At 43.1% G+C, this 24,383-nt stretch carries 17 protein-coding genes; 16 read left to right on the top strand and 1 reads right to left on the bottom strand.

The window, feature by feature from the left end:
• Window positions 1-10: 10 nt before the first annotated feature.
• The 8 genes from dltC (at window position 11) to ACLV7H_RS09545 (ending at window position 9,685) form a co-directional block, all read left to right on the top strand.
• Window positions 11-250 (top strand): D-alanine--poly(phosphoribitol) ligase subunit DltC, encoded by a 240-nt coding sequence (gene dltC, locus ACLV7H_RS09580; protein ID WP_000351973.1) that lies wholly within the window; start codon window positions 11-13, stop codon window positions 248-250.
• Window positions 243-1,511 (top strand): D-alanyl-lipoteichoic acid biosynthesis protein DltD, encoded by a 1,269-nt coding sequence (dltD, locus tag ACLV7H_RS09575; protein ID WP_411867028.1) that lies wholly within the window; start codon window positions 243-245, stop codon window positions 1,509-1,511. Before dltC ends, dltD begins: the two co-directional genes overlap by 8 nt.
• Window positions 1,512-1,653: 142 nt before the next feature.
• On the top strand, window positions 1,654-3,867 hold the full coding sequence (gene nt5e / locus ACLV7H_RS09570) for a cell surface ecto-5'-nucleotidase Nt5e (protein ID WP_411867027.1): 2,214 nt from the start codon (window positions 1,654-1,656) through the stop codon (window positions 3,865-3,867).
• A 148-nt stretch (window positions 3,868-4,015) separates the two neighbouring features.
• Complete coding sequence (gene adcR / locus ACLV7H_RS09565; protein ID WP_001249328.1) at window positions 4,016-4,456, top strand: zinc-dependent transcriptional regulator AdcR; 441 nt, start codon at window positions 4,016-4,018, stop codon at window positions 4,454-4,456.
• A complete protein-coding gene (locus tag ACLV7H_RS09560; protein ID WP_045592686.1) occupies window positions 4,456-5,160 on the top strand; it encodes a metal ABC transporter ATP-binding protein in 705 nt (234 codons plus the stop codon). Before adcR ends, ACLV7H_RS09560 begins: the two co-directional genes overlap by 1 nt.
• Window positions 5,153-5,959: a metal ABC transporter permease gene (locus ACLV7H_RS09555; RefSeq protein WP_045592688.1), complete on the top strand. Its 807-nt coding sequence runs from the start codon at window positions 5,153-5,155 to the stop codon at window positions 5,957-5,959. The genes ACLV7H_RS09560 and ACLV7H_RS09555 overlap by 8 nt, the downstream gene beginning before the upstream one ends.
• A 9-nt stretch (window positions 5,960-5,968) precedes the next feature.
• On the top strand, window positions 5,969-7,474 hold the full coding sequence (gene adcA / locus ACLV7H_RS09550) for a zinc ABC transporter substrate-binding lipoprotein AdcA (RefSeq protein ID WP_411867026.1): 1,506 nt from the start codon (window positions 5,969-5,971) through the stop codon (window positions 7,472-7,474).
• A 531-nt stretch (window positions 7,475-8,005) separates the two neighbouring features.
• Window positions 8,006-9,685 carry an alpha-L-fucosidase gene (locus ACLV7H_RS09545; RefSeq protein ID WP_411867083.1) on the top strand — a complete coding sequence of 560 codons (1,680 nt, stop codon included), beginning with the start codon at window positions 8,006-8,008 and terminating at the stop codon, window positions 9,683-9,685.
• 36 nt (window positions 9,686-9,721) lie between these two features.
• Here ACLV7H_RS09545 and ACLV7H_RS09540 read toward each other — a convergent pair whose 3' ends face one another.
• A complete protein-coding gene (locus ACLV7H_RS09540; RefSeq protein ID WP_411867025.1) occupies window positions 9,722-11,809 on the bottom strand; it encodes a GH92 family glycosyl hydrolase in 2,088 nt (695 codons plus the stop codon).
• A gap of 170 nt (window positions 11,810-11,979) precedes the next feature.
• Here ACLV7H_RS09540 and ACLV7H_RS09535 point away from each other — a divergent pair, with 170 nt between their 5' ends.
• From ACLV7H_RS09535 to ACLV7H_RS09500, 8 genes are all read left to right on the top strand, one after another.
• Window positions 11,980-13,260, top strand: a complete 1,281-nt coding sequence (locus tag ACLV7H_RS09535; protein ID WP_411867024.1) for a glycoside hydrolase family 125 protein — start codon at window positions 11,980-11,982, stop codon at window positions 13,258-13,260.
• A 77-nt stretch (window positions 13,261-13,337) separates the two neighbouring features.
• On the top strand, window positions 13,338-15,983 hold the full coding sequence (locus ACLV7H_RS09530) for an alpha-mannosidase (protein ID WP_411867023.1): 2,646 nt from the start codon (window positions 13,338-13,340) through the stop codon (window positions 15,981-15,983).
• Between the two features lie 96 nt (window positions 15,984-16,079).
• The gene (locus ACLV7H_RS09525; protein ID WP_411867022.1) at window positions 16,080-16,949 is read left to right on the top strand and encodes an ROK family protein; all 870 of its coding nucleotides are present in this window, start codon (window positions 16,080-16,082) and stop codon (window positions 16,947-16,949) included.
• Entirely contained in the window at window positions 16,943-18,823 is a 1,881-nt protein-coding gene (locus tag ACLV7H_RS09520; protein ID WP_411867021.1) for a beta-N-acetylhexosaminidase, read from the top strand. The genes ACLV7H_RS09525 and ACLV7H_RS09520 overlap by 7 nt, the downstream gene beginning before the upstream one ends.
• 358 nt (window positions 18,824-19,181) lie before the next feature.
• The gene (locus ACLV7H_RS09515; protein WP_045592702.1) at window positions 19,182-20,111 is read left to right on the top strand and encodes an ABC transporter permease; all 930 of its coding nucleotides are present in this window, start codon (window positions 19,182-19,184) and stop codon (window positions 20,109-20,111) included.
• Between the two features lie 13 nt (window positions 20,112-20,124).
• On the top strand, window positions 20,125-21,045 hold the full coding sequence (locus ACLV7H_RS09510; protein ID WP_000818291.1) for a carbohydrate ABC transporter permease: 921 nt from the start codon (window positions 20,125-20,127) through the stop codon (window positions 21,043-21,045).
• A gap of 107 nt (window positions 21,046-21,152) precedes the next feature.
• Window positions 21,153-22,637 carry an ABC transporter substrate-binding protein gene (locus ACLV7H_RS09505; protein WP_045592706.1) on the top strand — a complete coding sequence of 495 codons (1,485 nt, stop codon included), beginning with the start codon at window positions 21,153-21,155 and terminating at the stop codon, window positions 22,635-22,637.
• Window positions 22,638-23,075: 438 nt separating this feature from the next.
• On the top strand, window positions 23,076-24,269 hold the full coding sequence (locus ACLV7H_RS09500) for an OFA family MFS transporter (RefSeq protein WP_045592708.1): 1,194 nt from the start codon (window positions 23,076-23,078) through the stop codon (window positions 24,267-24,269).
• Window positions 24,270-24,383: the final 114 nt, after the last annotated feature.

Genomic DNA, 24,383 nt, shown 5'->3' with positions numbered 1-24,383 from the left:
GATATGAAAAATGGATATTAAATCAGAAGTTATTGAAATTATTGATGAGTTGTTTATGGAAGATGTTTCTGACATGATGGATGAAGATCTTTTTGATGCGGGTGTCTTGGATAGCATGGGAACTGTTGAATTGATTGTTGAGATTGAAAATCGTTTTGACATTCGTGTCCCAGTGACGGAGTTCGGTCGTGATGACTGGAATACGGCTAATAAAATCGTAGAAGGTATTACGGAGTTGCAGAATGCTTAAACGCTTGTGGCTGATTTTCGGGCCTATCTTCATTGCTGGATTTTTGGTTCTTCTACTCATCTTTTTTTATCCAAGTACAACAAGCCATAATCTGACGGAGGAGAAATACTCCGCGGCTTCTATTAGTACAGAGAGCTTTAAGGAGAGAAGTCAAAAAGTGAGGGCTCTTACGGATCCAAATATGCGTTTTATTCCTTTTCTAGGGTCCAGTGAATGGATTCGATTTGATAGTGTTCATCCAGCTGTTTTAGCGGAAAAATACCATCGTCCCTATCGTCCTTACTTTTTAGGTCAAGCAGGAGCAGCCTCTCTAAATCAGTATTTTGGTCTACAGCAAATTTTGCCAGAAATAGAGAATAAGCAGGCTGTATTTGTGATTTCGCCTCAGTGGTTTACGGAGACAGATTATGAACCCGCAGCGTTTCAGAGATTTTTTAACAGTGACCAATTGACAGCTTTTCTGGAAAATCAATCTGGTGACACTGCTGCAAAGCATGCGGCTATTCGATTGTTAAAGCAGAATCCTAATGTTTCATTAAAAGACATTGTTCAAAAACTGTCAAAGGGTGAAGAATTATCAGAGGTTGATCGGGTTGCTATTGATATTTTTGCGCGATTCAATGAAAAGCAATCCGCTCTCTTTGGACAATTCTCCATTCGAGGACAACTCAAGTACAAGGAACATGTGGAGAACTATTTAAAAGATCTTCCGGATCAATTTTCTTATGATGAGTTAGAAAAAATTGTTCGTAAGGATGCAGAAGCAAATACGACCAATAACGATATGGGGATGGAAAATCATTTCTATACGAGAGAGATTCAAAAGGATTTAAAAAAATGGGAAGGGTATCAAAAAAATTACAACTTCCTCAAGTCCTCTGAATACAATGATTTGCAGCTGGTCCTTAATCAATTTGCTAAGTCGAATGTCAATGTGCTCTTTGTCATTCAGCCGGTTAACAAGAAGTGGATGGAGTACACAGGGCTCAGCGAAGAGATGTACCAACATGCAGTGGAGAAAATTCGTTACCAATTAGAAAGTCAGGGTTTTACCAATATTGCTGATTTTTCAAAAAATGGAGGGGACCCTTATTTTGTTAAGGACACCATTCATCTAGGATGGTTGGGTTGGCTGGCTTTTGATAAGGTTGTCAATCCTTTCTTGACGGATCCGAAACCAGCTCCAGACTACAAGATGAATGACCGCTTCTTTAGCAAGGACTGGGCGACCTATGGTGGGAATATCAAAGATTTCCAATAAAATGAGCTAAAAGTTTGGGATTTGAACCCAAGCTTTTTTGTTTAAATGGCGAATGTTTTAGATGCAAATAGGTCAAAAGTTTCAAAATTTTTAGAAATAGCGTATAATATAAAAGAGAAAAAGAAAAGAAAGGGATTTTATAATGAACAAACGTTCTTTGTTACCTGTCTTGTCGACAGCCCTGTTAGCTCCAGCCTTCTTAGCTGGACAAGTCTATGCTGAAGAAGCAACAACTCCTGCAGAAAGTTCAGCTGTTGTAGCGACTCCTGCTACGTCGGCGACTCCAGCTCCTGTTGAGAGCCCTGCGGTATCGGAAACTTCGGCAACTTCAGAAGCAGATGCACCTGCAGAAGCTCCGTCAGCTCCTGCTGAATCTCCTAAAAGCGAAGAAAAGGACACTGTTATCTTACACACCAATGATGTCCATGGTCGTATTGTAGAGGAAAAAGGAGTAATTGGTGATGCTAAGTTAGCGACTGTCATTGAGCAGGAACGCGCGAAATCAAATCAAACGACTCTCGTCGTAGATGCGGGAGACGCCTTCCAAGGTTTACCAATTTCCAACTCTACAAAGGGTGAGGCACGTGCTGAAATTCTTAATAAGATGCAGTATGATGCCATGGCAGTCGGAAATCATGAGTTTGACTTTGGTTTAGACGAAGCTAAGAAATACAAGGAAATCTTGGAATTCCCATTACTTAGTTCAAATACCTACGTCAATGGTGCTCGTCTCTTTGAAGCTTCTACAATCGTTGATAAAGATAAGACTGTGGAAGGTGATGAGTTTGTTGTAATCGGCGTGACAACACCTGAAACTGCTACAAAAACCCACCCTAAAAATGTCAAAGGGGTAATCTTTACAGATCCTATCTCTGAAGTCAATAAGGTCATAGAAGAAGTTCAAGCCAAGGCTCGTGCAGAAGGTAAGGACTACAAACACTATGTTGTGCTCGCTCACTTGGGTGTAGATACCACAACCCCAGTAGAATGGCGTGGTTCAACTTTGGCAGAAGCCTTGTCTAAAAATCCTCGTTTGAAAGGGAAACGCGTAACAGTAATCGATGGTCACTCTCATACAGTAGAATCAACGACTTATGGAGACAATGTTACCTATAACCAGACAGGAAGCTACCTTCATAATGTAGGGAAAATCACCTACAAATCACATCAGCTTTTGGGCAATCCAACTCAGATTGCGGCTGCTGATGCTAAAAAATTACCAGCCAATCCAACAGTTGAAAAACTAGTCAAAGACATTAAACAAAAATACGATGCTGAAAATGCAGTTGAGATTGTTTCAAACAGTCCTGTAGAACTAAATGGTGATCGTGAAAATGTTCGTGTCCGTGAAACCAACCTCGGAAACGTCGTGGCAGACTCGCTCTATCAGTATGGTCAAACAGGATTTAGCCATCCGACAGACATCGCTGTGACAAATGGTGGTGGCTTGCGTGAAACCATTGCAAAAGGCAAATCAATCACTAAAGGAAATGTCATTGCCGTTCTTCCATTTGGAAATACCATCTCACAAATCCAAGTGGCTGGGCAACAAGTATTGGATATGTTTGAAAAGTCACTGGGATCTATCTTGCAGGTCGATAAGGATGGCAAGAAGGTCTTGGATGAGAACGGGCAACCATTGTTAGAGCCAAGTGGTGGGTTCTTGCAAGTTTCAGGTGTGAAGGTCTACTATGATACCAACCTACCATCAGGCAAACGTGTCTTGGCCATCCAGGTTAAAAACCGTGCAACTGGTCGTTATGAACTACTGGACCTCGCAAAAACTTACTATCTTGCAACTAATGATTTCCTAGCTGCAGGTGGTGATGGCTACACTATGTTAGGTGGCGCGCGTGAAGAAGGCCCATCTATGGATGCAGCCTTTGAAGAGTATCTTAAAACCGCTGATTTGACCCAGTATGAAAAGATTAATCCAAACTCACGGACGATTTCTGTGGACTCTAAAAATTTTATCTTACCAGGGAAAGATAATGACCAGATCAGTTCTGCTTACAAACAAGACTACAAGGACTTAGTGTCTTACTTGTTAGATGGGAAAATAAATTCTGATAAAAAACATCAACATATAATAGAAAATGATACACAAATAGACCTTCGAACTAATCAAAGTCAAGAGATATCCGTTATAAAAGATGAAGTACAATCACATTCAACAGTTGGAGGAGAAACTGTTCAAGTATCAAATCAGACTACTAATGACTATACAAAGAAGGCAGTTGTCTCAGAAAAAGCTCTTCCAAATACAGGAAGTGAACAATCCATCTTCTTGCTCTTGATGGGAATGGTAGCTGGTTTGGCAGGTATCTTATCGAGCCGAAAACCAAAGCTAAAATAGGTTAAATTTTACATCTAGAAGAGTCTAGGGAAACGTTTTTACGCCTTTTTCCCTTGACTCTTTTTTGGTTTATGATATAATTAACCAGTAAAGAATCGGTAGCTATCCAAGTTTTTTATGAAAAAGATAGCTAGGGAAGGAGTAACACATGAGACAGCTTGCACAGGAAATCGACAACTTTTTAAACGAGGTGATTTTGAGATCTGAGAACCAGCATGAAATTCTGATCGGGCATTGCACCAGTGATGTAGCCTTGACCAATACTCAGGAACACATCCTCATGCTCTTGTCGGAAGAATCCCTAACCAACTCAGAGCTAGCCCGTCGTCTCAATGTCAGTCAGGCAGCAGTGACCAAGGCTATCAAGTCTTTGGTCAAAGAGGGTATGTTAGAGACATCCAGAGATCCCAAGGATGCGCGTGTGATCTTTTATCAACTGACAGAGCTGGCTCGACCGGTGGCAGAGGAACACCACCACCATCATGAACACACGCTCTTAGCCTATGAACAAGTGGCAAGTCAGTTTACTCCAAATGAACAGGAAGTCATCCAGCGGTTTTTAACTGCTTTAGTAGGAGAAATCAAATAATGCGGTATATTACAGTAGAGGACTTGTCTTTCTATTATGACAAGGAACCTGTCCTCGAGCATATCAACTATAGTGTTGATAGTGGGGAGTTTGTCACCCTGACTGGTGAAAATGGAGCTGCCAAGACGACGCTGATTAAGGCAAGTCTAGGCATCTTGCAGCCGAGATTTGGCAAGGTAACCATCTCAAAAACAAATACTCATGGGAAAAAACTTAGGATAGCCTATCTTCCCCAGCAAATTGCTAGTTTTAATGCAGGATTTCCAAGCACAGTTTATGAATTTGTCAAGTCGGGTCGCTATCCGCGAAAGGGCTGGTTCCGTCGCTTGAATGCTCATGATGAGGAACATATCAAGGCCAGTCTAGACTCAGTTGGTATGTGGGAACATCGTGACAAACGAATTGGCTCCCTCTCAGGAGGGCAAAAGCAACGAGCGGTGATTGCTCGGATGTTTGCTTCGGATCCAGATGTGTTTGTCCTAGATGAACCGACGACAGGGATGGATGCTGGAAGCAAAAATGAATTTTACGAACTCATGCACCACAGTGCTCATCATCATGGTAAGGCTGTTTTGATGATTACCCATGATCCTGAGGAGGTCAAGGCCTATGCAGACCGTAATATTCACCTAGTGCGTAATCAAGACTCGCCATGGCGTTGTTTCAACGTTCACGAGAGTGACCAGGAGGTGGACCATGCTTAGTTTGTTATCTTATGACTTCATGCAGCGGGCCTTCTTGGCTGTCATTGCCATGAGTCTCTTTTCTCCAGTTCTTGGGACCTTCCTTATCTTACGTCGTCAGAGTCTCATGAGCGATACCCTCAGTCACGTTTCTTTGTCTGGTGTAGCCTTTGGTCTGGTTTTGGGGATTTCTCCAACTATTTCAACCATTGCTATCGTCTTGATCGCTGCGGTCTTTCTAGAGTATCTCCGGACAGTCTATAAGAACTTTATGGAAATAGGAACTGCCATCCTCATGTCTACAGGGCTTGCAGTCTCCCTTATCGTGATGAGTAAGGGTAAAAGTTCGAGCTCCATGAGTTTGGACCAGTACCTTTTTGGTTCGATTGTGACTATTAGCCAGGAACAGGTGATTTTCCTCTTTGCCATTGCTGTGGTTGTTTTACTCTTGACTTTCTTATTCTTGCGTCCAATGTATATCCTGACTTTTGATGAGGACACGGCCTTTGTAGATGGACTTCCAGTTCGTACCATGTCCATTCTTTTTAACATGGTGACAGGGGTGGCCATTGCCCTTATGATACCAGCAGCAGGAGCCCTTTTGGTGTCGACCATTATGGTCTTGCCGGCTAGTATTGCCCTTCGTGTGGGGAAAAACTTTACATCCGTTATGTTGCTAGCCAGTGCTATTGGCTTTTTGGGAATGGTGGCAGGTCTCTATATTTCCTACTATGCGGAAACACCTGCCAGCGCTAGTATTACCATTATCTTTGTAGCTGTCTTTTTGTTAGTCAGTCTACTGAAACGTTTTATCAAATAGGAGAATGAAATGAAAAAAATTAGCTTACTACTAGCTAGTCTATGTGCCTTGTTTTTAGTGGCTTGTTCCAATCAAAAGCAGGCAGATGGGAAGCTAAATATCGTGACAACCTTTTACCCTGTCTACGAATTTACCAAACAAGTCGCAGGAGATACCGCTAATGTAGAACTTCTAATCGGTGCTGGTACAGAACCTCACGAATACGAACCGTCTGCAAAGGCAGTTGCTAAAATCCAAGATGCAGATACCTTTGTCTATGAAAATGAAAATATGGAAACTTGGGTTCCAAAATTGCTAGAATCCTTGGATAAGAAAAAAGTGAAAACCATCAAGGCGACAGGTGATATGCTCCTCTTGCCAGGTGGTGAGGAAGAAGAGGAAGGGCATGATCATGGCGGTGAGGGTCACCATCACGACTACGATCCCCACGTTTGGCTTTCACCAGCACGTGCTATCAAACTGGTAGAGCATATCCGTGACAGCTTGTCAGCAGATTATCCTGATAAAAAAGAGACTTTTGAGAAGAATGCAGCTGCCTATATCGAAAAATTGCAAGCCTTGGACAAGGCATACACAGATGGCTTGTCTCAAGCCAAACAAAAGAGCTTTGTGACCCAGCACGCTGCCTTTAACTACCTTGCCTTGGACTACGGTCTCAAGCAAGTATCCATCTCAGGTCTCTCACCAGATGCAGAGCCATCGGCAGCACGTTTGGCAGAATTGACAGAGTATATCAAGAAAAACAAGATTTCTTATATCTACTTTGAGGAAAATGCCTCACAAGCCCTCGCCAATACCCTCTCAAAAGAAACGGGCGTCAAACTAGATGTGCTCAATCCGCTAGAAAGTCTGACAGAAGAAGCAACCAAGGCTGGTGAGGACTATATCTCCGTGATGGAGAAAAACCTCAAGGCTCTCAAGCAGACAACAGATCAAGAAGGACCGGAAATCGAGCCAGAAAAGGAAGAAAACACCAAGACAGTTCACAATGGTTACTTTGAGGATGCAGATGTCAAAGACCGCACCTTGAGTGACTATACTGGTAACTGGCAGTCTGTCTATCCTTTCCTTGAGGATGGAACTTTTGATCAAGTCTTTGACTACAAGGCTAAGTTGACTGGCAAGATGACCAAGGATGAGTACAAGGCCTACTATAGAAAAGGCTATCAGACAGATGTGACTAAGATCAACATTACGGATAATACTATGGAGTTTGTTCAAGGTGGCCAAAGCAAGAAATTCACCTACAAGTATGTCGGTAAGAAAATTTTGACTTATAAGAAAGGTAATCGTGGAGTGCGCTTCCTTTTTGAAGCGACAGATGCGGACGCTGGACAGTTCAAGTACGTTCAGTTTAGTGACCACAATATCGCCCCAGTCAAGGCCGCACATTTCCATATCTTCTTTGGGGGCACCAGTCAAGAAGCTCTCTTTGAAGAGATGGATAACTGGCCAACTTACTACCCAGATAACCTATCTGGCCAAGAAATCGCCCAAGAAATGTTGGCGCATTGATGTAAGAGAAAATCCCGCAAATCTGCGGGATTTTTTGCTAGAAACGATTATCTGAGTAGGTTGTGGGCGCAATAGTACTACAGCTGAGCTGTTCAGAATGTGGTAAAGAAGTCATTTTCTACTGACAGATTCTAACTAGCTGACGAATGCAAAAGCTACGATTGTACAAATTATAGAATCTTTTCAGGGGATTTAGGAAGGAATCTTAGTCATATTGACGCTGCTATCGCTTTTTGTTATAGTCAAGGAGAGAGCGGTCTGGAACAATAGTTTATTCACAGTCTGTGGATAAGTCTAGGGGAAAATAACATACAACTCTGGGTGTTGAAGTATCCTGATAATAGTTCCGTATATTAGTGACTTGCTAGAGAGCTGGCAGAAACCCTGGTACAAAGCTATTTGATAAAGGTCTGTTTAGGGTGAAAGCTTCCAAGTCTAAGGGCTGGATTTTGGAGAAACTAGTTTTTAGGCATGTTTTCTTATCCACAAGTTGTGGATAACTTTGTGAACAAGAGAAAGAGATATGAGATGATGACGAACATAAAACCACATAGTCCATTACCAAGCCAGGCCCAGCTGGATTATTTAGAGGATGAACTAGCTGCCTTTATCCATTTTGGTCCCAATACCTTTTATGACCAAGAATGGGGAAGTGGGCAAGAGGATCCTATGCGTTTTAACCCGACCAAGTTGGATGCGCGTGAATGGGTTCGGGTACTCAAAGAAACAGGTTTTAAAAAACTGATTTTGGTGGTTAAGCATCACGATGGTTTTGTCCTCTACCCGACAGCACATACAGATTATTCGGTCAAGGCTAGCCCTTGGAGGGATGAAAAGGGGGACTTGCTCCTTGAGGTTTCCCAAGCTGCAACTGAGTTTGACATGGATATGGGAGTTTATTTATCTCCTTGGGATGCCCATAGTCCCCTTTATCATGTGGACCGAGAAGCGGACTACAATGCCTATTATTTGGCTCAGTTGAAGGAAATCTTGTCAAATCCCGCTTATGGGAATGCTGGGAAATTTGCCGAGGTTTGGATGGATGGTGCTAGAGGCGAAGGGGCCCAAAAAGTCAACTATGAGTTTAAGACCTGGTTTGAAACCATTCGTGACTTGCAGGGCGATTGTTTGATTTTCTCAACTGAGGGAACTAGTATTCGCTGGATAGGCAATGAACGGGGCTATGCAGGGGATCCCTTGTGGCAAAAAGTCAAGCCAGATCAGTTGGGGACAGAGGCTGCATTAGATTATCTACAGCACGGTGATCCCTCAGGTATGCTGTTTTCAATTGGTGAGGCAGATGTTTCCCTTCGGCCGGGTTGGTTTTACCATGAGGATCAGGATCCTAAGTCTCTCGAGGAATTGGTCGAAATCTACTTTCACTCGGTAGGGCGGGGAACACCTCTCTTGCTTAATATTCCGCCTAATACAGATGGATTCTTTGACGAAAAGGATATCCAGCGTCTCTATGAATTTGCTGCCTACCGTGACGAACTCTATAAAGAAGATTTGGCTCTGGGAGCCAAGGTATCTGGCCCTGCTCTATCACCAGACTTTGCCTGTTATCATCTGACAGATGGACGGAAGACCAGTTTTTGGGCAAGTGATGCAGAGTTTCCAATCCCATTAGAGCTCGATTTAGGGACACCTAAAACTTTTGATGTAATCGAGCTGAGAGAAGATTTGAAGCTGGGGCAACGCATCGCTGCTTTCCATGTTCAGGTAGAGTTGGATGGTGTTTGGCAGGAGTTTGGATCTGGTTATACTGTTGGCTACAAACGTCTCTTACGAGGATCAGTCGTTGAGGCGCAGAAGATACGTGTGACCATTACAGAGGCACAGGCTTTGCCTTTGTTGACCAAAATTTCACTCTATAAAACACCTACCTTGTCGAGAAAAGAAGCTATTCAGCAACTAGAGTTCTCAGAAAAAAGTCTGACTGTGACCAAGGGAGAAAATGTCCACTTTACAGTGAAGCAAAGAGAATCTAGCAGTCCTTTGGAAGCTAAGATTTCGATTCAACCAGGGACGGGTGTGCATGGTGTCGCTTATCGGGACGAGATTCAAGTCCTTGCGTTTCAAGTTGGCGAGACTGAAAAAAGGCTGACGCTACCAACCTTGTATTTTGAAGGAGATAAAACCTTGGACTTTTATCTGAATTTGATGGTAGATGGGCAGCTGGTTGACCAGCTTCAGGTCCAAGTTTCATAAAAGAAGAACCTTTGCATGATGCAAAGGTTCTTTTGGTTATGAGTGACTTGGCAACCAGCTGAGGGTGAAGGTCAGTTGCTCAGCTTTCAAGAGGTCTTGGTGTTGGATGCTAGATACTGGGGCCTTGTCCAGTCGGCATTCTTTGACAAAGTTGAAATGGCCGTGGTTTTGCTCGGCATGGATATCCAGCCATTTATTTTCCTTAGCCAGGTAGATACGGAGATGGTTAAAGAGAGGAATTCCGAGATCGTAACTTGGTTTGCCCGGACAGGTCGGGTAGAATCCAAGAGCTGACCAGATGTACCAAGCAGAGAGACTGCCATTGTCCTCATCGCCAGGATAGGCTTCCCAGCTGGGGTGAAAGGCTTTCTGACGCAAGGTTTTGATGAGTAGAGCAGTGTAGTCAGGGTAGTCGCTGTAGCGAAAGAGATAAGGGATGTGGAAGCTAGGCTGGTTAGAGATGGCGACTTGTCCAAAGGGAGCTGTTGCCATCTCGCTCATTTCATGAATCTCGTAACCATAGCCTGTCGTCTCAAAGAGAGGAGCGTCCTGACAGGCTTTCAAAAGATAATTGCTGAAGGCTTCTTTTCCACCCATAAGCTGGATTAAGCCTGGGATGTCATGGAGGACGCCTAAGGTCGCTTGAATGGCAGAGCATTCAGCGTAGTCTCGTCCCCAACTATATAGAGAGAAGTCAGGGCGGAAGTTTCCTTGACTATCTCGCGCACGCATGTAGCCCATCGCAGTGTCAAATAGATTGCGGTAATTTTGTGACGCAGTTCTATAAGTTTCCGCGATGTCATTCTGACCAAGCTTTTCGGCACAGCTGGCGATACAAAAATCACTATAGGCATAGTCTAGGGTATGGCTGACGCTTTCGTGGTGGTCGGTAGAGAGGTAGCCCAGTTCTTGGTATTGGGCTAGTCCGTGGCGGCCATTGATGCCGAGAGGGTCGGACTTAGTGGCTGTTTCAAGCATGGCTTGAAGGAGTTCTTTTTCTAGATCGGGAGCCATATCCTTGCAGGCGCTATCTGCGATAATGCCGTCCAATAGAGTACCAGGCATCATACCCCGTTCGTCTGGAGCTAGCCATTTTGGAAGGAATCCAGTATCGCGGTAGCTATTGAGAAAGCCTTCTAAAAAGAGACGATAGTGTTCCGGTATGATAAGGGCAAAGAGGGGAAATGTAGTCCGGAAGGTATCCCAGAAACCATTGTTGCTAAAGAGGATGCCGGGCTTGACAGTACCAGTAGCTAGATCCATGTGGATGGCTTGCCCTGACTCGTTCACTTCATAAAATGTCTGTGGGAAGAGGAAGAGTCTGTAGAGGCAGTGGTCAAAGAAGGTTCGGTCAGCCTCTCCTGTTTCCAGCACATCAAAACGATGGAGGAGATTTTCCCAGTCCGCTTGGGCTTTTTCTTTACAGCTATCAAAGTCCTTTTGAGGTAGATTAAGCAGAGCTTGAGATGGAGAGATGAAAGAAGTTGCTAGCTGGATTTCAGCATGACTGCTTGCTAGGTCAATTCGCCAGTCTCCACTTTCTTGGCTGACAGCAAGAATATCCGTATTCATTTGTAGAGCAGTAAAGAGTATCAGAGGACTTTTATTGGTCTCTGTTTTACCTTCTTGTCGTAGGGACAGAGTCCGCTTATCTACCTGCTCCACTGTCAGTTCATCTGCTGCGTGAAGGTAGAGGGCGAGGGATTTGCCTTGCTTTTGATCGAAACGAATAGAAGCGCCGTAGCAAGTCGGTGTGAGCTGGGTTTCAATCTGATAGCGCAGAGAAAAGAGTTTCAAATAGTGAGGCTGGAAGCAAGCTTTTTCTATATCATAAGAAGACTGACGATGAAAGAGACTGTCTCCACCAATCTGGCCTGTGACAGGTGTTAGGAGTAGCCAAGAATAGTCGCCAATCCAAGGACTTGGTTGATGGGTCAATCGAATCCCCTGAAAGATGGGCAGATGTGGATCGAAAAACCAAGCTCCCTCTTGATCGATGGTCTGGGAAACAAAATAATTCATCCCAAAAGGAACGCCCGTGTAGGGCAGGGTATTTCCTCGAGAAAAGGCATGCTTGCTAGCAGTCCCAAAGCGGGTATCGATGGTTTCAAGTAGTGGTTTCATAGTCTTTCCTTTAGCTGTTTTTCTACATTATATCAGAAAAATGAAACCTTTAGATATGGGGTTCGAAAGTAAGCAATTTTGTAGAAAAATGACTATCATTTGTGTATGTATTTTCTGTCTCAAAAACTATATACTGAACATGAAACTTGTTTGAAAGAGGAAAAAATACTATGATTTATTCGAAAGAAATTGTTAGAAAATGGCTAGACGAAATAGCGGAGCGGGCGAAGGACCATCCCGAGTGGGTGGATGTCTTTGAGCGTTGCTATACAGACACCTTGGACAATACAGTTGAAATCCTAGAAGATGGCTCAACTTTTGTCTTGACTGGGGATATTCCTGCCATGTGGCTTCGGGATTCAACAGCCCAACTCAGACCCTACCTGCATGTGGCAAAAAAAGATCCTCTCTTGCGTCAGACCATTGCAGGTTTGGTTAAACGTCAGATGACTCTGATTCTTAAGGATCCTTATGCCAATTCCTTTAACATTGAGGAGAACTGGAAGGGTCACCACGAGACTGACCACACAGACCTTAATGGCTGGATTTGGGAACGCAAGTACGAGGTAGACTCGCTTTGCTATCCTTTGCAGCTGGCTTATCTCCTCTGGAAAGAGACTGGCGAGACCAGTCAGTTTGATGAGACTTTTGTCGCAGCGACCAAGGAAATTCTCCATCTTTGGGCGGTAGAGCAAGACCATAACAATTCACCTTATCGTTTTGTTCGGGATACAGACCGCAAGGAAGATACTCTGGTAAATGATGGCTTTGGACCTGACTTTGCCGTGACAGGCATGACCTGGTCAGCCTTCCGACCGAGTGATGACTGCTGTCAGTATAGCTATTTGATTCCGTCCAATATGTTTGCCGTCGTTGTTTTGGGTTATGTCCAAGAAATCTTTGCAGAATTGAATCTAGCTGATAGCGAGAGTGTCATCGCAGACGCTAAACGTCTGCAAGCAGAGATCCAAGAAGGGATCGAAAACTACGCCTACACCACCAATAGCAAGGGCGAAAAGATTTACGCCTTTGAAGTGGATGGTTTGGGAAATGCCAGCATCATGGATGATCCAAATGTACCAAGTTTGTTGGCTGCTCCATATCTTGGTTATTGTGCGATTGACGATGAGGTTTACCAAGCAACTCGTCGTACCATTCTGAGCCCTGAAAATCCATATTTCTACCAAGGAGAATACGCTAGAGGTCTCGGAAGTTCTCATACCTTCTATCGCTATATCTGGCCAATCGCCCTTTCTATCCAAGGCTTGACAACAAGAGATAAGGCGGAGAAGAAATTCTTGCTCGATCAGCTCGTTTCCTGCGATGGTGGCACAGGTGTCATGCACGAAAGCTTCCACGTAGATGATCCAACGCTCTACTCTCGTGAATGGTTTTCTTGGGCCAATATGATGTTCTGTGAGTTGGTCTTGGATTACTTGGATATCCGCTAGTGAGCTATCGCTTAACAGATTCTGGTAAAGAATCACAAATATATTTTTAAATTTAAGTTAGAATGAGGTTTTACTTCATGGAAAATGTTGTCGTACATATTATCTCACACAGTCACTGGGACCGTGAGTGGTACTTACCTTTTGAAAGCCACCGTATGCAGTTGGTGGAATTATTTGATAATCTTTTTGATCTTTTTGAAAATGATTCTGAGTTCAAGAGCTTCCACTTGGATGGACAAACCATTGTCCTTGATGACTACTTGGAAATTCGTCCTGAAAATCGCGACAAAGTCCAAGGTTACATTGACCAAGGCAAACTCAAAATTGGTCCTTTTTACATCTTGCAGGATGACTACTTGATTTCCAGCGAAGCCAATGTTCGCAATACCTTGATTGGTCAAGCAGAATGTGCAAAATGGGGCAAATCAACCCAGATTGGTTACTTCCCAGATACTTTTGGAAATATGGGACAAGCTCCTCAAATCCTTCAAAAATCAGGCATTCACGTGGCGGCCTTTGGGCGTGGTGTCAAGCCGATTGGATTTGACAACCAAGTTCTCGAAGATGAGCAGTTTACTTCCCAGTTTTCAGAAATGTACTGGCAGGGTGCGGACGGAAGTCGTGTCCTCGGTATCCTCTTTGCCAACTGGTATAGTAATGGGAATGAAATCCCAGTTGATAAGGACGAAGCCTTGGCCTTTTGGAAACAAAAATTGTCAGACGTGCGTGACTATGCTTCGACCAACCAATGGTTGATGATGAACGGATGTGATCACCAGCCTGTACAGCGAAATCTTAGTGAAGCCATTCGTGTAGCAAATGAACTCTTCCCAGATGTGACCTTTGTGCATAGTTCATTTGATGACTATATCCACGCAGTAGAAAGTGCCCTTCCTGAGCAGCTATCAACGGTTACAGGTGAGTTGACCAGTCAAGAAACAGACGGTTGGTACACACTTGCCAATACTTCTTCTTCGCGGATTTACCTTAAACAAGCTTTCCAAGAAAATAGCAACCTGCTAGAACAAGTAGTGGAACCATTGACTGTCATCACTGGTGGACATAACCACAAGGACCAGCTGACCTATGCTTGGAAAGTCCTTCTACAAAATGCGCCACATGACAGTATCTGTGGCTGTAGTATTGACGAAGTTCACCGCGAGATGGAGACACGTTTTGCCAAGGTCAACCAAGTCGGAAACTTCGTTAAGACCAATCTTCTCAACGAGTGGAAGGGTAAAATTGCAACCCATGAAGCTCAAAGTGACCATCTCTTTACGGTCATTAACACAGGCTTGCATGACAAGGTTGACACTGTCAGCACAGTGATTGATGTGGCGGTTTGTGATTTCAAGGAATTGCACCCAACAGAAGGCTACAAGAAAATGGCATCCTTGGCCTTGCCAAACTACCGTGTCGAAGACTTGGAAGGACATGCTGTAGAAGCGAAAATCGAAGATCTGGGAGCTAATTTTGAGTATGATTTGCCAAAAGACAAGTTCCGTCAAGCTCGTATCGCTCGACAAGTGCGCGTGACAGTCCCTGTTCATCTAGCACCACTTTCTTGGACAACCTTCCAATTGCTTGAAGGAGAACAAGAACACCGTGACGGTATTTACCAAAATGGAGTGATTGATACGCCATTTGTAACGGTAAGTGTAGATGAGAATATCACAGTCTATGACAAGACAACTCATGAAGCGTATGAGGATGTTGTTCGCTTTGAAGACCGTGGTGACATCGGAAATGAGTACATCTATTTCCAACCAAAAGGAACAGAGCCTATCTACGCAGAACTCAAAGGCTATGAGATCTTGGAAAATACAGCTCGTTTTGCCAAGATTTTGCTCAAGCATGAATTGACAATTCCAGTAAGTGCAGACGAAAAACTGGATGCAGAACAAAGAGGCATTATCGAGTTTATGACGCGTGAAGCTGGGCGCTCAGAAGAATTGGCAAGCATTCTTCTTGAAACAGAGATGACCGTCTTTGTTGATAATCCACAAATACGCTTCAAGACTCGCTTTACTAACACAGCCAAGGACCACCGTATCCGTCTCTTGGTTAAGACTCATAACACGCGTCCAAGCAATGACTCTGAAAGCATCTATGAGGTGGTGACACGACCAAATAAACCAGCTGCTTCTTGGGAAAATCCTGAAAATCCACAACACCAACAAGCCTTTGTCAGCCTTTATGATGATGAAAAAGGAGTGACGGTAGCCAATAAAGGACTGCACGAGTATGAAATCCTTGGAGACGATACTATTGCAGTGACCATCCTTCGTGCCTCGGGTGAGCTAGGTGACTGGGGTTACTTCCCTACGCCAGAGGCTCAGTGTTTGCGTGAGTTTGAAGTCGAGTTTGCGCTTGAATGCCACCAAGCACAAGAACGCTTCTCAGCTTTCCGTCGTGCCAAAGCCTTCCAAACACCATTCACTAGTCTTCAGATTGCTAAACAAGAAGGAAGTGTTGCAGCGACTGGTAGCCTCTTGAGTCATGCGGCACTCAGCTTACCACAAGTTTGCCCAACAGCCTTTAAAGTGGCGGAAAATGAAGAAGGATATGTACTCCGTTACTACAATATGAGCCAAGAAAATGTGCGCATTTCAGAACACCAACAAACCATTCTTGACTTACTTGAGCGACCTTATCCAGTTCATTCAGGACTATTGGCTCCACAAGAAATTCGTACAGAATTGATTAAAAAAGAAGAAATTTAACAGTTTTAAAGTGTTTTATAACTAATGCTATGAGATAGAAAGGAGGGGCGAAAGAGTAAGGATTAACTACTGACTCGCCCCTTTTTTGGTGAAAATATGACAATTGCAACCATTGATATCGGAGGGACTGGGATTAAGTTTGCCAGTCTGACTCCTGATGGAAAAATACTAGATAAGACAAGTACACCGACGCCAGAAAACTTGGAGGAATTACTAGCTTGGCTAAACCAACGCTTGGCAGAACAAGATTATAAGGGCATTGCTATGAGTGTTCCAGGCGCGGTCAATCAAGAAACAGGGGTGATTGAGGGAATCAGTGCCGTACCTTATATCCACGGCTTTTCTTGGTATGAGGCGCTTAGCTCTTATCAGCTACCTGTCCATCTGGAAAATGATGCCAACTGTGTTGGACTGAGTGAACTGCTGGCTCACCCAGAGATTGAAAATGCAGCTTGTGTCGTGATTGGGACAGGGATCGGCGGAGCTATGATTATCAATGGGAAACTTCACCGTGGTCGCCACGGCTTAGGTGGTGAGTTTGGCTATATGACAACCATTGAACCAGCTGAAAAACTCAACAACTGGTCGCTACTAGCATCTACAGGAAACATGGTTCGCTACGTAATTGAAAAATCTGGTCAGACTGACTGGGACGGTCGCAAGATTTACCAAGAAGCTGCAGTCGGGAATGCTCTTTGCCAAGAAGCCATTGAGCGTATGAACCGTAATCTGGCTCAAGGCTTGCTCAATATCCAGTATCTGATCGATCCAGATGTCATTAGTCTGGGAGGCTCTATCAGTCAAAATCCAGATTTTATCCAAGGCGTCAAAAAAGCTGTCGATGAATTTGTCGAAACCTACGAAGAATACACGGTCGCACCAGTTATCCAAGCTTGCACCTATCATGCAGATGCCAATCTCTATGGTGCCCTTGTCAACTGGTTGCAGGAGGAAAACCAATGGTAATTTTTACAGGACTTAGTCCCAAACAAGCGCAAGCATTAGAGTTGTTTAAAAAGCACATTTCGCTACCAGATGTAGAAGTGGAAGTCGCTCAGTCTAATCAGGCCTCCATCTCTATCAAGGGTGAGGGCGGCCACTATCAACTGACTTATGACAAACCTCACCAACTGTATCGCGGTCTATCCTTGCTAGCAAGCGCCTTAAAAGATGGTGATAAGGTAGAGATTGAAGAACAAGCTGCTTACGAAGAGTTGGCTTACATGGCAGACTGTTCGCGAAATGCGGTTCTGAAAGTGGCTTCTGCCAAGCAGATGATTGAAGTCTTGGCTCTCATGGGTTATTCAACCTTTGAACTTTACATGGAAGACACCTACCAGATTGAGGGGCAACCCTACTTTGGTTATTTCCGTGGAGCTTATTCGGCTGAGGAGTTGCAGGAAATAGAAGCCTACGCCCAGCAGTTTGACATGACCTTTGTGCCTTGCATCCAGACCTTGGCCCACTTGTCAGCCTTCGTTAAATGGGGTGTCAAAGAAGTGCAAGAACTCCGTGATGTAGAGGACATTCTCCTTATCGGTGAAGAAAAGGTTTATGATTTGATTGACGGGATGTTTGCCACTCTGTCTAAACTGCAGACACGCAAAGTCAATATCGGGATGGACGAAGCTCACTTGGTTGGTTTGGGGCGCTACCTCATTTTGAACGGTGTTGTGGACCGTAGTCTCCTCATGTGCCAACACTTGGAGCGCGTGCTGGATATTGCCGACAAGTATGGTTTCCACTGCCAAATGTGGAGCGACATGTTTTTCAAACTCATGTCAGCAGATGGCCAGTACGACCGTGATGTGGAAATTCCTGAGGAAACTCGCGTTTATTTAGACCGTCTCAAAGACCGTGTGACCTTGGTTTATTGGGATTATTACCAAGATAGCGAAGAAAAGTACAATCGTAACTTCCGCAATCACCACAAGATTAGCCAAGATATCGCCTTTGCAGGTGGTGCTTGGAAGTGGATTGGTTTTACGCCTCACAACCATTTCAGCCGTCTAGTGGCTATTGAGGCTAATAAAGCTTGTCGTGCTAATCAGATCAAAGAAGTCATCGTGACTGGTTGGGGAGATAATGGCGGTGAGACAGCTCAGTTTTCTATCCTACCAAGCTTGCAAATCTGGGCAGAACTCTGCTACCGCAATGACCTAGACCGTTTGTCTGCACACTTCATGACCAATACGGGTCTATCGGTTGAGGACTTTATGCAGATTGACCTAGCTAATCTCTTGCCAGACCTACCAGGCAATCTCAGTGGGATCAATCCCAACCGCTATGTCTTTTATCAGGATGTTCTCTGTCCGATTCTTGATCGACACATGACACCTGAACAGGACAAGCCCCACTTCGCTCAAGCGGCTGAAACTCTTGCTGCTATCAAAGATAAAGCAGGCATCTACGCCTATCTCTTTGAAGCTCAGGCTCAGTTGAATGCTATTTTAAGCAGCAAGGTTGATGTAGGACGACGCATTCGTCAGGCTTACCAAGTGGGTGATAAAGAAAATCTGAAAGAAATCGCAAGACAAGAATTGCCAAAACTCAGAAGCGAGATTGAAACCTTCCACAAACTCTTTAGCCACCAATGGCTGAAAGAAAACAAGGTCTTTGGTTTGGATACGGTTGATATCCGTATAGGCGGACTCTTACAAAGGATCAAACGTGCAGAGAGTCGCATCGAGGCTTATCTGGCAGGTCAGATTGACCGCATCGAAGAATTAGAAGTCGAAATCCTACCATTTAACGATTTTTATGGAGACAAAGACTTTGCAGCCACAACAGCCAACCAGTGGCACACCATTGCAACAGCATCGACGATTTATACGACTTAATACTCTTCGAAAATCTCTTCAAACCACGTCAGCTTCGCCTTGCCGTATATATGTTACTGACTTCGTCAGTCTTATCCGGCAACCTCAAAGCAGTGCTTTGAGCAACCTGCGGCTAGCTTCCTAGTTTGCTCTTTGATTTTCATTGAGTATAAAAACAAGAACAGTGTCCCTTGTTCAGAGTGTTTCTCGTGAAACCTATTTCTTATAAAAAACTTCTCCACATAAAATAATTTGTGGAGTTTTTTCTATAATTAGTAGTTTAAACTATTCTTAAAATAAGAGTATACTAATTATGTAATCGTTATCAAACCTAAAAATTCGATGAAATCAGTTTTTAGGAATAAAATGGGAGGAAATTATGAAAAAGTTTTCAAAGACCTTGAGAGATAACTGGATTTTTCTTTTGATGGTTTTACCAGGGGCACTTTGGTTGATTCTATTCTTCTACATCCCAGTATTTGGAAATGTGGTCGCCTTTAAAGACTATCATATGAGTGGTGAAGGATTTATCCACAGTATTATGAATAGTAAGTGGGTCGGTCTCGATAACTTTAAGTTCTTGTTTAGTTCTAGAGATGCTTTTATCATTACTCGAAATACCGTCCTTTATAACCTTGGATTCATCTTTATTGGTTTGATTGTGTCGGTTGGAATTGCCATCATCCTCAGTGAGCTTCGTTCTAAGAGAATGGTTAAAATTTTCCAAACGTCTATGTTGTTCCCGTACTTCTTGTCATGGGTTATCATCAGTTTCTTTACAGATGCATTCCTCAATATTGACAAGGGGGTGATCAACCACTTCCTTTCTTCCATTGGATTGAAGGAAATTAACTTCTATGCTGACTTAAGTATTTGGCCATATCTTCTCCTTTTCCTAGGTATCTGGAAAGGATTCGGATATAGCAGTGTCATGTACTATGCGACTATCATGGGAATTGACCCTACCTACTACGAAGCAGCAACAGTGGACGGGGCTAGCAAGTGGCAACGGATTCGCAATGTAACGATTCCACAGTTGACACCGCTGATAACTGTTTTGACCATCCTTGCAGTCGGAAACATCTTCCGTGCAGACTTCGGTCTTTTCTACCAAATCCCACACAATGCTGGTCAGCTCTATAATGTAACCAACGTACTAGACGTCTATGTCTATAATGGTTTGACTCAGACCGCGGATATTGGTATGGCATCAGCAGCTGGTCTTTATCAGTCCGTTGTCGGTTTGATTCTGGTTATCCTATCAAACTTGCTTGCAAGACGAGTCGATCCAAACTCCGCTTTATTCTAGAAAGGAGGAAAGCATGGCAGAAAAAATTAAAAAAGCAAAAATTGATAATGTCGGCATTCACTCCTTTAGTAAGAAGGCAGATATCTTCTTCAGTATTATTTCTGGATTGATTGCTCTCTCTTGTATCTTGCCCTTTATCTTTGTCATCATGATTTCCATCACAGATGAAAAGAGCATCCTTCAACATGGATATAGCTTTTTCCCATCACAGTTTGGATTAGATGGCTTCGAGTTTTTGGCTCAGTTTAAAGATAAGATATTACAAGCGCTCTTTATCTCAGTGTTTGTAACAGTAGTCGGAACCTTGACAAACGTCTTTATCACAACAACTTATGCCTACGCCATTTCACGGACAACTTTTAAGTACCGCAGATTCTTTACAGTTTTCGTCCTACTTAGTATGTTGTTCAACGCCGGTTTGGTTCCAGGCTATATCGTGGTAACTCGTTTGCTTCAACTAGGTGACACAGTTTGGGCCTTGATTGTTCCAATGCTTCTCTCACCATTTAACATCATCTTGATGCGTTCCTTCTTCAAGAAGACCATTCCAGAAGCCATTTTGGAGTCTGCTCGTATCGATGGTGCTAGTGAAGCCCGTATCTTCTTCCAAATCTGTTTACCATTGTCGCTACCAGGTATCGCAACCATCACGCTTTTGACAGCTCTTGGTTTCTGGAACGACTGGTTCAACGCCCTTCTTTACATCAAGAGTGACAACTTGTATCCATTGCAGTATTTGCTCATGCAAATCCAACAAAATATGGACTACATCGCCAAAGCAGTCGGTCTTTCTGGTCAACTGGGAGTCGCTCTTCCAAAGGAAACAGGACGTATGGCCATGGTTGTCGTTGCAACCCTTCCGATTGCCATTCTGTATCCATTCTTCCAACGCTACTTTGTAAAAGGTTTGACCATCGGTGGTGTGAAAGAATAGGACTTACTGAGAAACATCGTTTCTCCCTTCCCAACTTCATCTTAGTGGCTGAAGTTAAAATCATTAAATCGTTTATAAGTTTAAAAATAAAAAAAGGAGTTTTTATCATGAAAAACTGGAAAAAATATGCTTTTGCATCTGCTAGCGTAGTCGCTTTGGCTGCAAGTCTTGCTGCTTGTGGAAATCTTTCAGGTAACAACAAAAAAGCTGCTGACTCAGCTTCAGGTGATAAGACAGTTATCAAAATGTACCAAATCGGTGACAAACCAGATAACTTGGATGAATTGCTAGAAAATGCAAACAAAATCATCGGAGAAAAAGTTGGTGCTAAATTGGATATCCAATACCTTGGATGGGGTGACTACGGTAAGAAAATGTCCGTTATCACATCATCAGGTGATAACTACGATATCGCTTTTGCAGATAACTACATCGTAAACGCTCAAAAAGGTGCTTATGCTGACTTGACAGAATTGTACAAGAAAGAAGGAGCAGAGCTTTATAAAGCACTTGACCCAGCTTACATCAAAGGGAATACTGTAAACGGCAAGATTTACGCTGTTCCAGTTGCGGCTAACGTTGCATCTTCACAAAACTTTGCCTTTAACGGGACTCTTCTTGAAAAATATGGTATCGACATTTCAGGTGTAAACTCGTATGAAACACTTGAACCAGTCTTGAAACAAATCAAAGAAAAAGCTCCAGATGTAGTACCATTTGCAGTTACTAAGAACTTCATCCCTTCTGAAAACTTTGACTACCCAGTAGCAAACGGACTTCCATTCGTTATCGACCTTAAAGGGGATACTACTAAGATCGTAAACCGTTACGAAGTGCCTCGTTTCGTAGAACACTTGAAGACTCTTCACAAATTCTACGAAGCAGGATACATTCCAAAAGACGTAGCAACAAGCGACACTACATTTGACCTTCAACAAGACACTTGGTTCGTTCGTGAAGAAACAGTAGGACCAGCTGACTACGGTAACAGCTTGCTCTCTCGTGTAGCTAACAAAGACATCCAAATCAAACCATTCACTGACTTAATCAAGAAGAACCAAACAACTCAAGTTGCTAACTTTGTAATCTCAAACAACTCTAAGAACAAAGAAAAAGCGATGGAAGTCTTGAACCTTTTGAACACGAACCCTGAACTCTTGAACGGACTTGTTTACGGTCCAGAAGGCAAGAACTGGGAGAAAATTGAAGGTAAAGAAAACCGTGTTCGTGTCCTTGAAGGATACAAAGGAAACACTCACATGGGTGGATGGAACACTGGTAACAACTGGATCCTTTACATCAACGAAAACGTTACAGACCAACAAATCGAAGATTCTAAGAAACAATTGGCAGAAGCTAAAGAATCTCCAGCGCTTGGATTCATCTTTAACACTGATAGCGTGAAATCTGAAATCTCTGCAATTACTAACACAATGCAACAATTCGATACAGCTATCAACACTGGTACTCTAGACCCAGAACAAGCTATTCCAGAATTGATGGCAAAATTGAAATCTGAAGGTGCATACCAAAAAGTATTGGATGAGATGCAAAAACAATACGACGAATTCTTGAAAAGCAAAAAATCATAAGACAAACTGATTTCGTGTATTCATTCCTAAAAAATGTTATCACTACCTCCTCTGGTACTCCCGGGGGAGGTAGTGGTTTTTTTATTAGAATAGCTAAAAGTAAAAAATCTTGTTAAAAACTTTGTGAAATGCCAGTATAAAATATAGATATCGATTAATTGGACTAATACCTCTATTAGTTTAATTAAGTAGATTTTTAGAATGAACTAGCTTATAATAAGAGTACGATGAAAGCGCTTAACATTGTGAAATTTAACTGGATTTCGATTTAAGAAGCGGACAGGAGTCCTTCTTAAATGTTTCATTTATATTTGATTTCAACTTATTCACCTTTTATAAATTATGAAAGGTTCAAGTGAAACTCAGTAAGTGAAAATCCGATATAAAGTTGTTTGCTATCCCTTTTGGGAACAAGAAATATTACATGAGGTTATTCATATGAAAAAAACACCCAATCGATGGTTAATTTTGGCTGCGGCCATTTTAACGAATCTCTCTCTAGGTGCAGGATATGCCTGGTCGGTCTTTCAGAAGGCACTCCTAGAAACCAATGCTAGTCAAGGATGGGTTCAAGCTCAGACTTCCTTAGCCTTTAGTATTTCTTTTGCTATGGTACCTGTTGGTATGATTATTTTTGGTCCTAAAATCGATTCAGTAGGACCTAAGAAATTTGTATTCCTAGGTGGTATTCTCTTCGGTGCTGGTATGTTCGCTACTGGATTTGCTACCACTCTTCCAGTCCTTTATCTCACTTACGGGGTTGTCCTAGGACTTGGTATTGGTTCAGCTTATGGAGCATCTACTTCAGTTGCTACTAAGTGGTTCCCAGATAAAAAAGGTCTAGCTGGTGGTTTGACAGCAGCAGGTTTCGGGTTAGGTCCCCTTATTATCGGTCCAGTTGCCAAATCTTTGATTGCTTCTATGGGTGTTTACTCAACATTCAAAGTATTAGGTATCATTCTTCTAATTGTTATTTGTACTTCTTCATTGGTAATGGAGAAAGCTCCTGCGGCTGCACCGGCAGCTGGAGCATCTCAACCAGAAGGTAAAACTTACAAAGAAATGCTTCGAGACGGAAATTTCTGGCTTCTATGGTTGATTTACGTTCTTGGTGCTACTGGTGGAATGATGATCATCGGTACTGCAGCATCAATTTCTGACCAGTATCAACTTGTAGGAGAAGCTACACTCTTCGTTATGTTAGTATCTATCGCTAATACATTTGGACGTATCTTCTGGGGTTCAGCATCTGATAAGATTGGTCGCTACCCTACAGTTATCGCTATGTTTGGAGCAATTGCTGTTGGATTATTGCTTACAGCCTTGTTCAAAGGCCCAGGAAGCATCTTGGCTATCCTTGGAGTTATGATGGTTGCCTTGTCATTCGGTGGATTCCTAGGTTTATTCCCAGGTATCACTGCTGAAAACTGGGGAGTAACTTATGTAGGAACAAACTACGGTTGGATGTTTACTGCATACGGTGTGGCTGCGATTGCTGGTCCACAGCTTGGTGCACGTCTTGCCCAAGCAAACCAAGGAGACTACACAATGGCCTTCTTCATCGTTATCGGTATGGCTATCGTTGGTATTCTTCTCCAACTCTTCTACATGTCTAAAGCTAAAAAAGCATAAACATTAATCCTTGGAATTTTCCAAGGATTTTTTTATTGTTTTGAATTAGAAGTAGGATTGAAAATCAAAACTAGCCTCAACCAGAAGAGGTTAATTTTCAGTCAAATAAATTGC

Source organism: Streptococcus oralis (genome assembly GCF_965111685.1).
Taxonomy (GTDB): Bacteria; Bacillota; Bacilli; order Lactobacillales; family Streptococcaceae; genus Streptococcus; species Streptococcus oralis_B.
The sequence above is the reverse complement of the archived record's forward strand: the minus strand, read 5'-3'. Positions and strand labels throughout refer to the sequence as shown.

Coding starts and splice junctions, on each gene's coding strand:
- dltC (WP_000351973.1), top strand. CDS start 11: ATGGATATTAAATCAGAAGTTATTGAAATTATTGATGAGTTGTTTATG.
- dltD (WP_411867028.1), top strand. CDS start 243: ATGCTTAAACGCTTGTGGCTGATTTTCGGGCCTATCTTCATTGCTGGA.
- nt5e (WP_411867027.1), top strand. CDS start 1,654: ATGAACAAACGTTCTTTGTTACCTGTCTTGTCGACAGCCCTGTTAGCT.
- adcR (WP_001249328.1), top strand. CDS start 4,016: ATGAGACAGCTTGCACAGGAAATCGACAACTTTTTAAACGAGGTGATT.
- ACLV7H_RS09560 (WP_045592686.1), top strand. CDS start 4,456: ATGCGGTATATTACAGTAGAGGACTTGTCTTTCTATTATGACAAGGAA.
- ACLV7H_RS09555 (WP_045592688.1), top strand. CDS start 5,153: ATGCTTAGTTTGTTATCTTATGACTTCATGCAGCGGGCCTTCTTGGCT.
- adcA (WP_411867026.1), top strand. CDS start 5,969: ATGAAAAAAATTAGCTTACTACTAGCTAGTCTATGTGCCTTGTTTTTA.
- ACLV7H_RS09545 (WP_411867083.1), top strand. CDS start 8,006: ATGACGAACATAAAACCACATAGTCCATTACCAAGCCAGGCCCAGCTG.
- ACLV7H_RS09540 (WP_411867025.1), bottom strand. CDS start 11,809: ATGAAACCACTACTTGAAACCATCGATACCCGCTTTGGGACTGCTAGC.
- ACLV7H_RS09535 (WP_411867024.1), top strand. CDS start 11,980: ATGATTTATTCGAAAGAAATTGTTAGAAAATGGCTAGACGAAATAGCG.
- ACLV7H_RS09530 (WP_411867023.1), top strand. CDS start 13,338: ATGGAAAATGTTGTCGTACATATTATCTCACACAGTCACTGGGACCGT.
- ACLV7H_RS09525 (WP_411867022.1), top strand. CDS start 16,080: ATGACAATTGCAACCATTGATATCGGAGGGACTGGGATTAAGTTTGCC.
- ACLV7H_RS09520 (WP_411867021.1), top strand. CDS start 16,943: ATGGTAATTTTTACAGGACTTAGTCCCAAACAAGCGCAAGCATTAGAG.
- ACLV7H_RS09515 (WP_045592702.1), top strand. CDS start 19,182: ATGAAAAAGTTTTCAAAGACCTTGAGAGATAACTGGATTTTTCTTTTG.
- ACLV7H_RS09510 (WP_000818291.1), top strand. CDS start 20,125: ATGGCAGAAAAAATTAAAAAAGCAAAAATTGATAATGTCGGCATTCAC.
- ACLV7H_RS09505 (WP_045592706.1), top strand. CDS start 21,153: ATGAAAAACTGGAAAAAATATGCTTTTGCATCTGCTAGCGTAGTCGCT.
- ACLV7H_RS09500 (WP_045592708.1), top strand. CDS start 23,076: ATGAAAAAAACACCCAATCGATGGTTAATTTTGGCTGCGGCCATTTTA.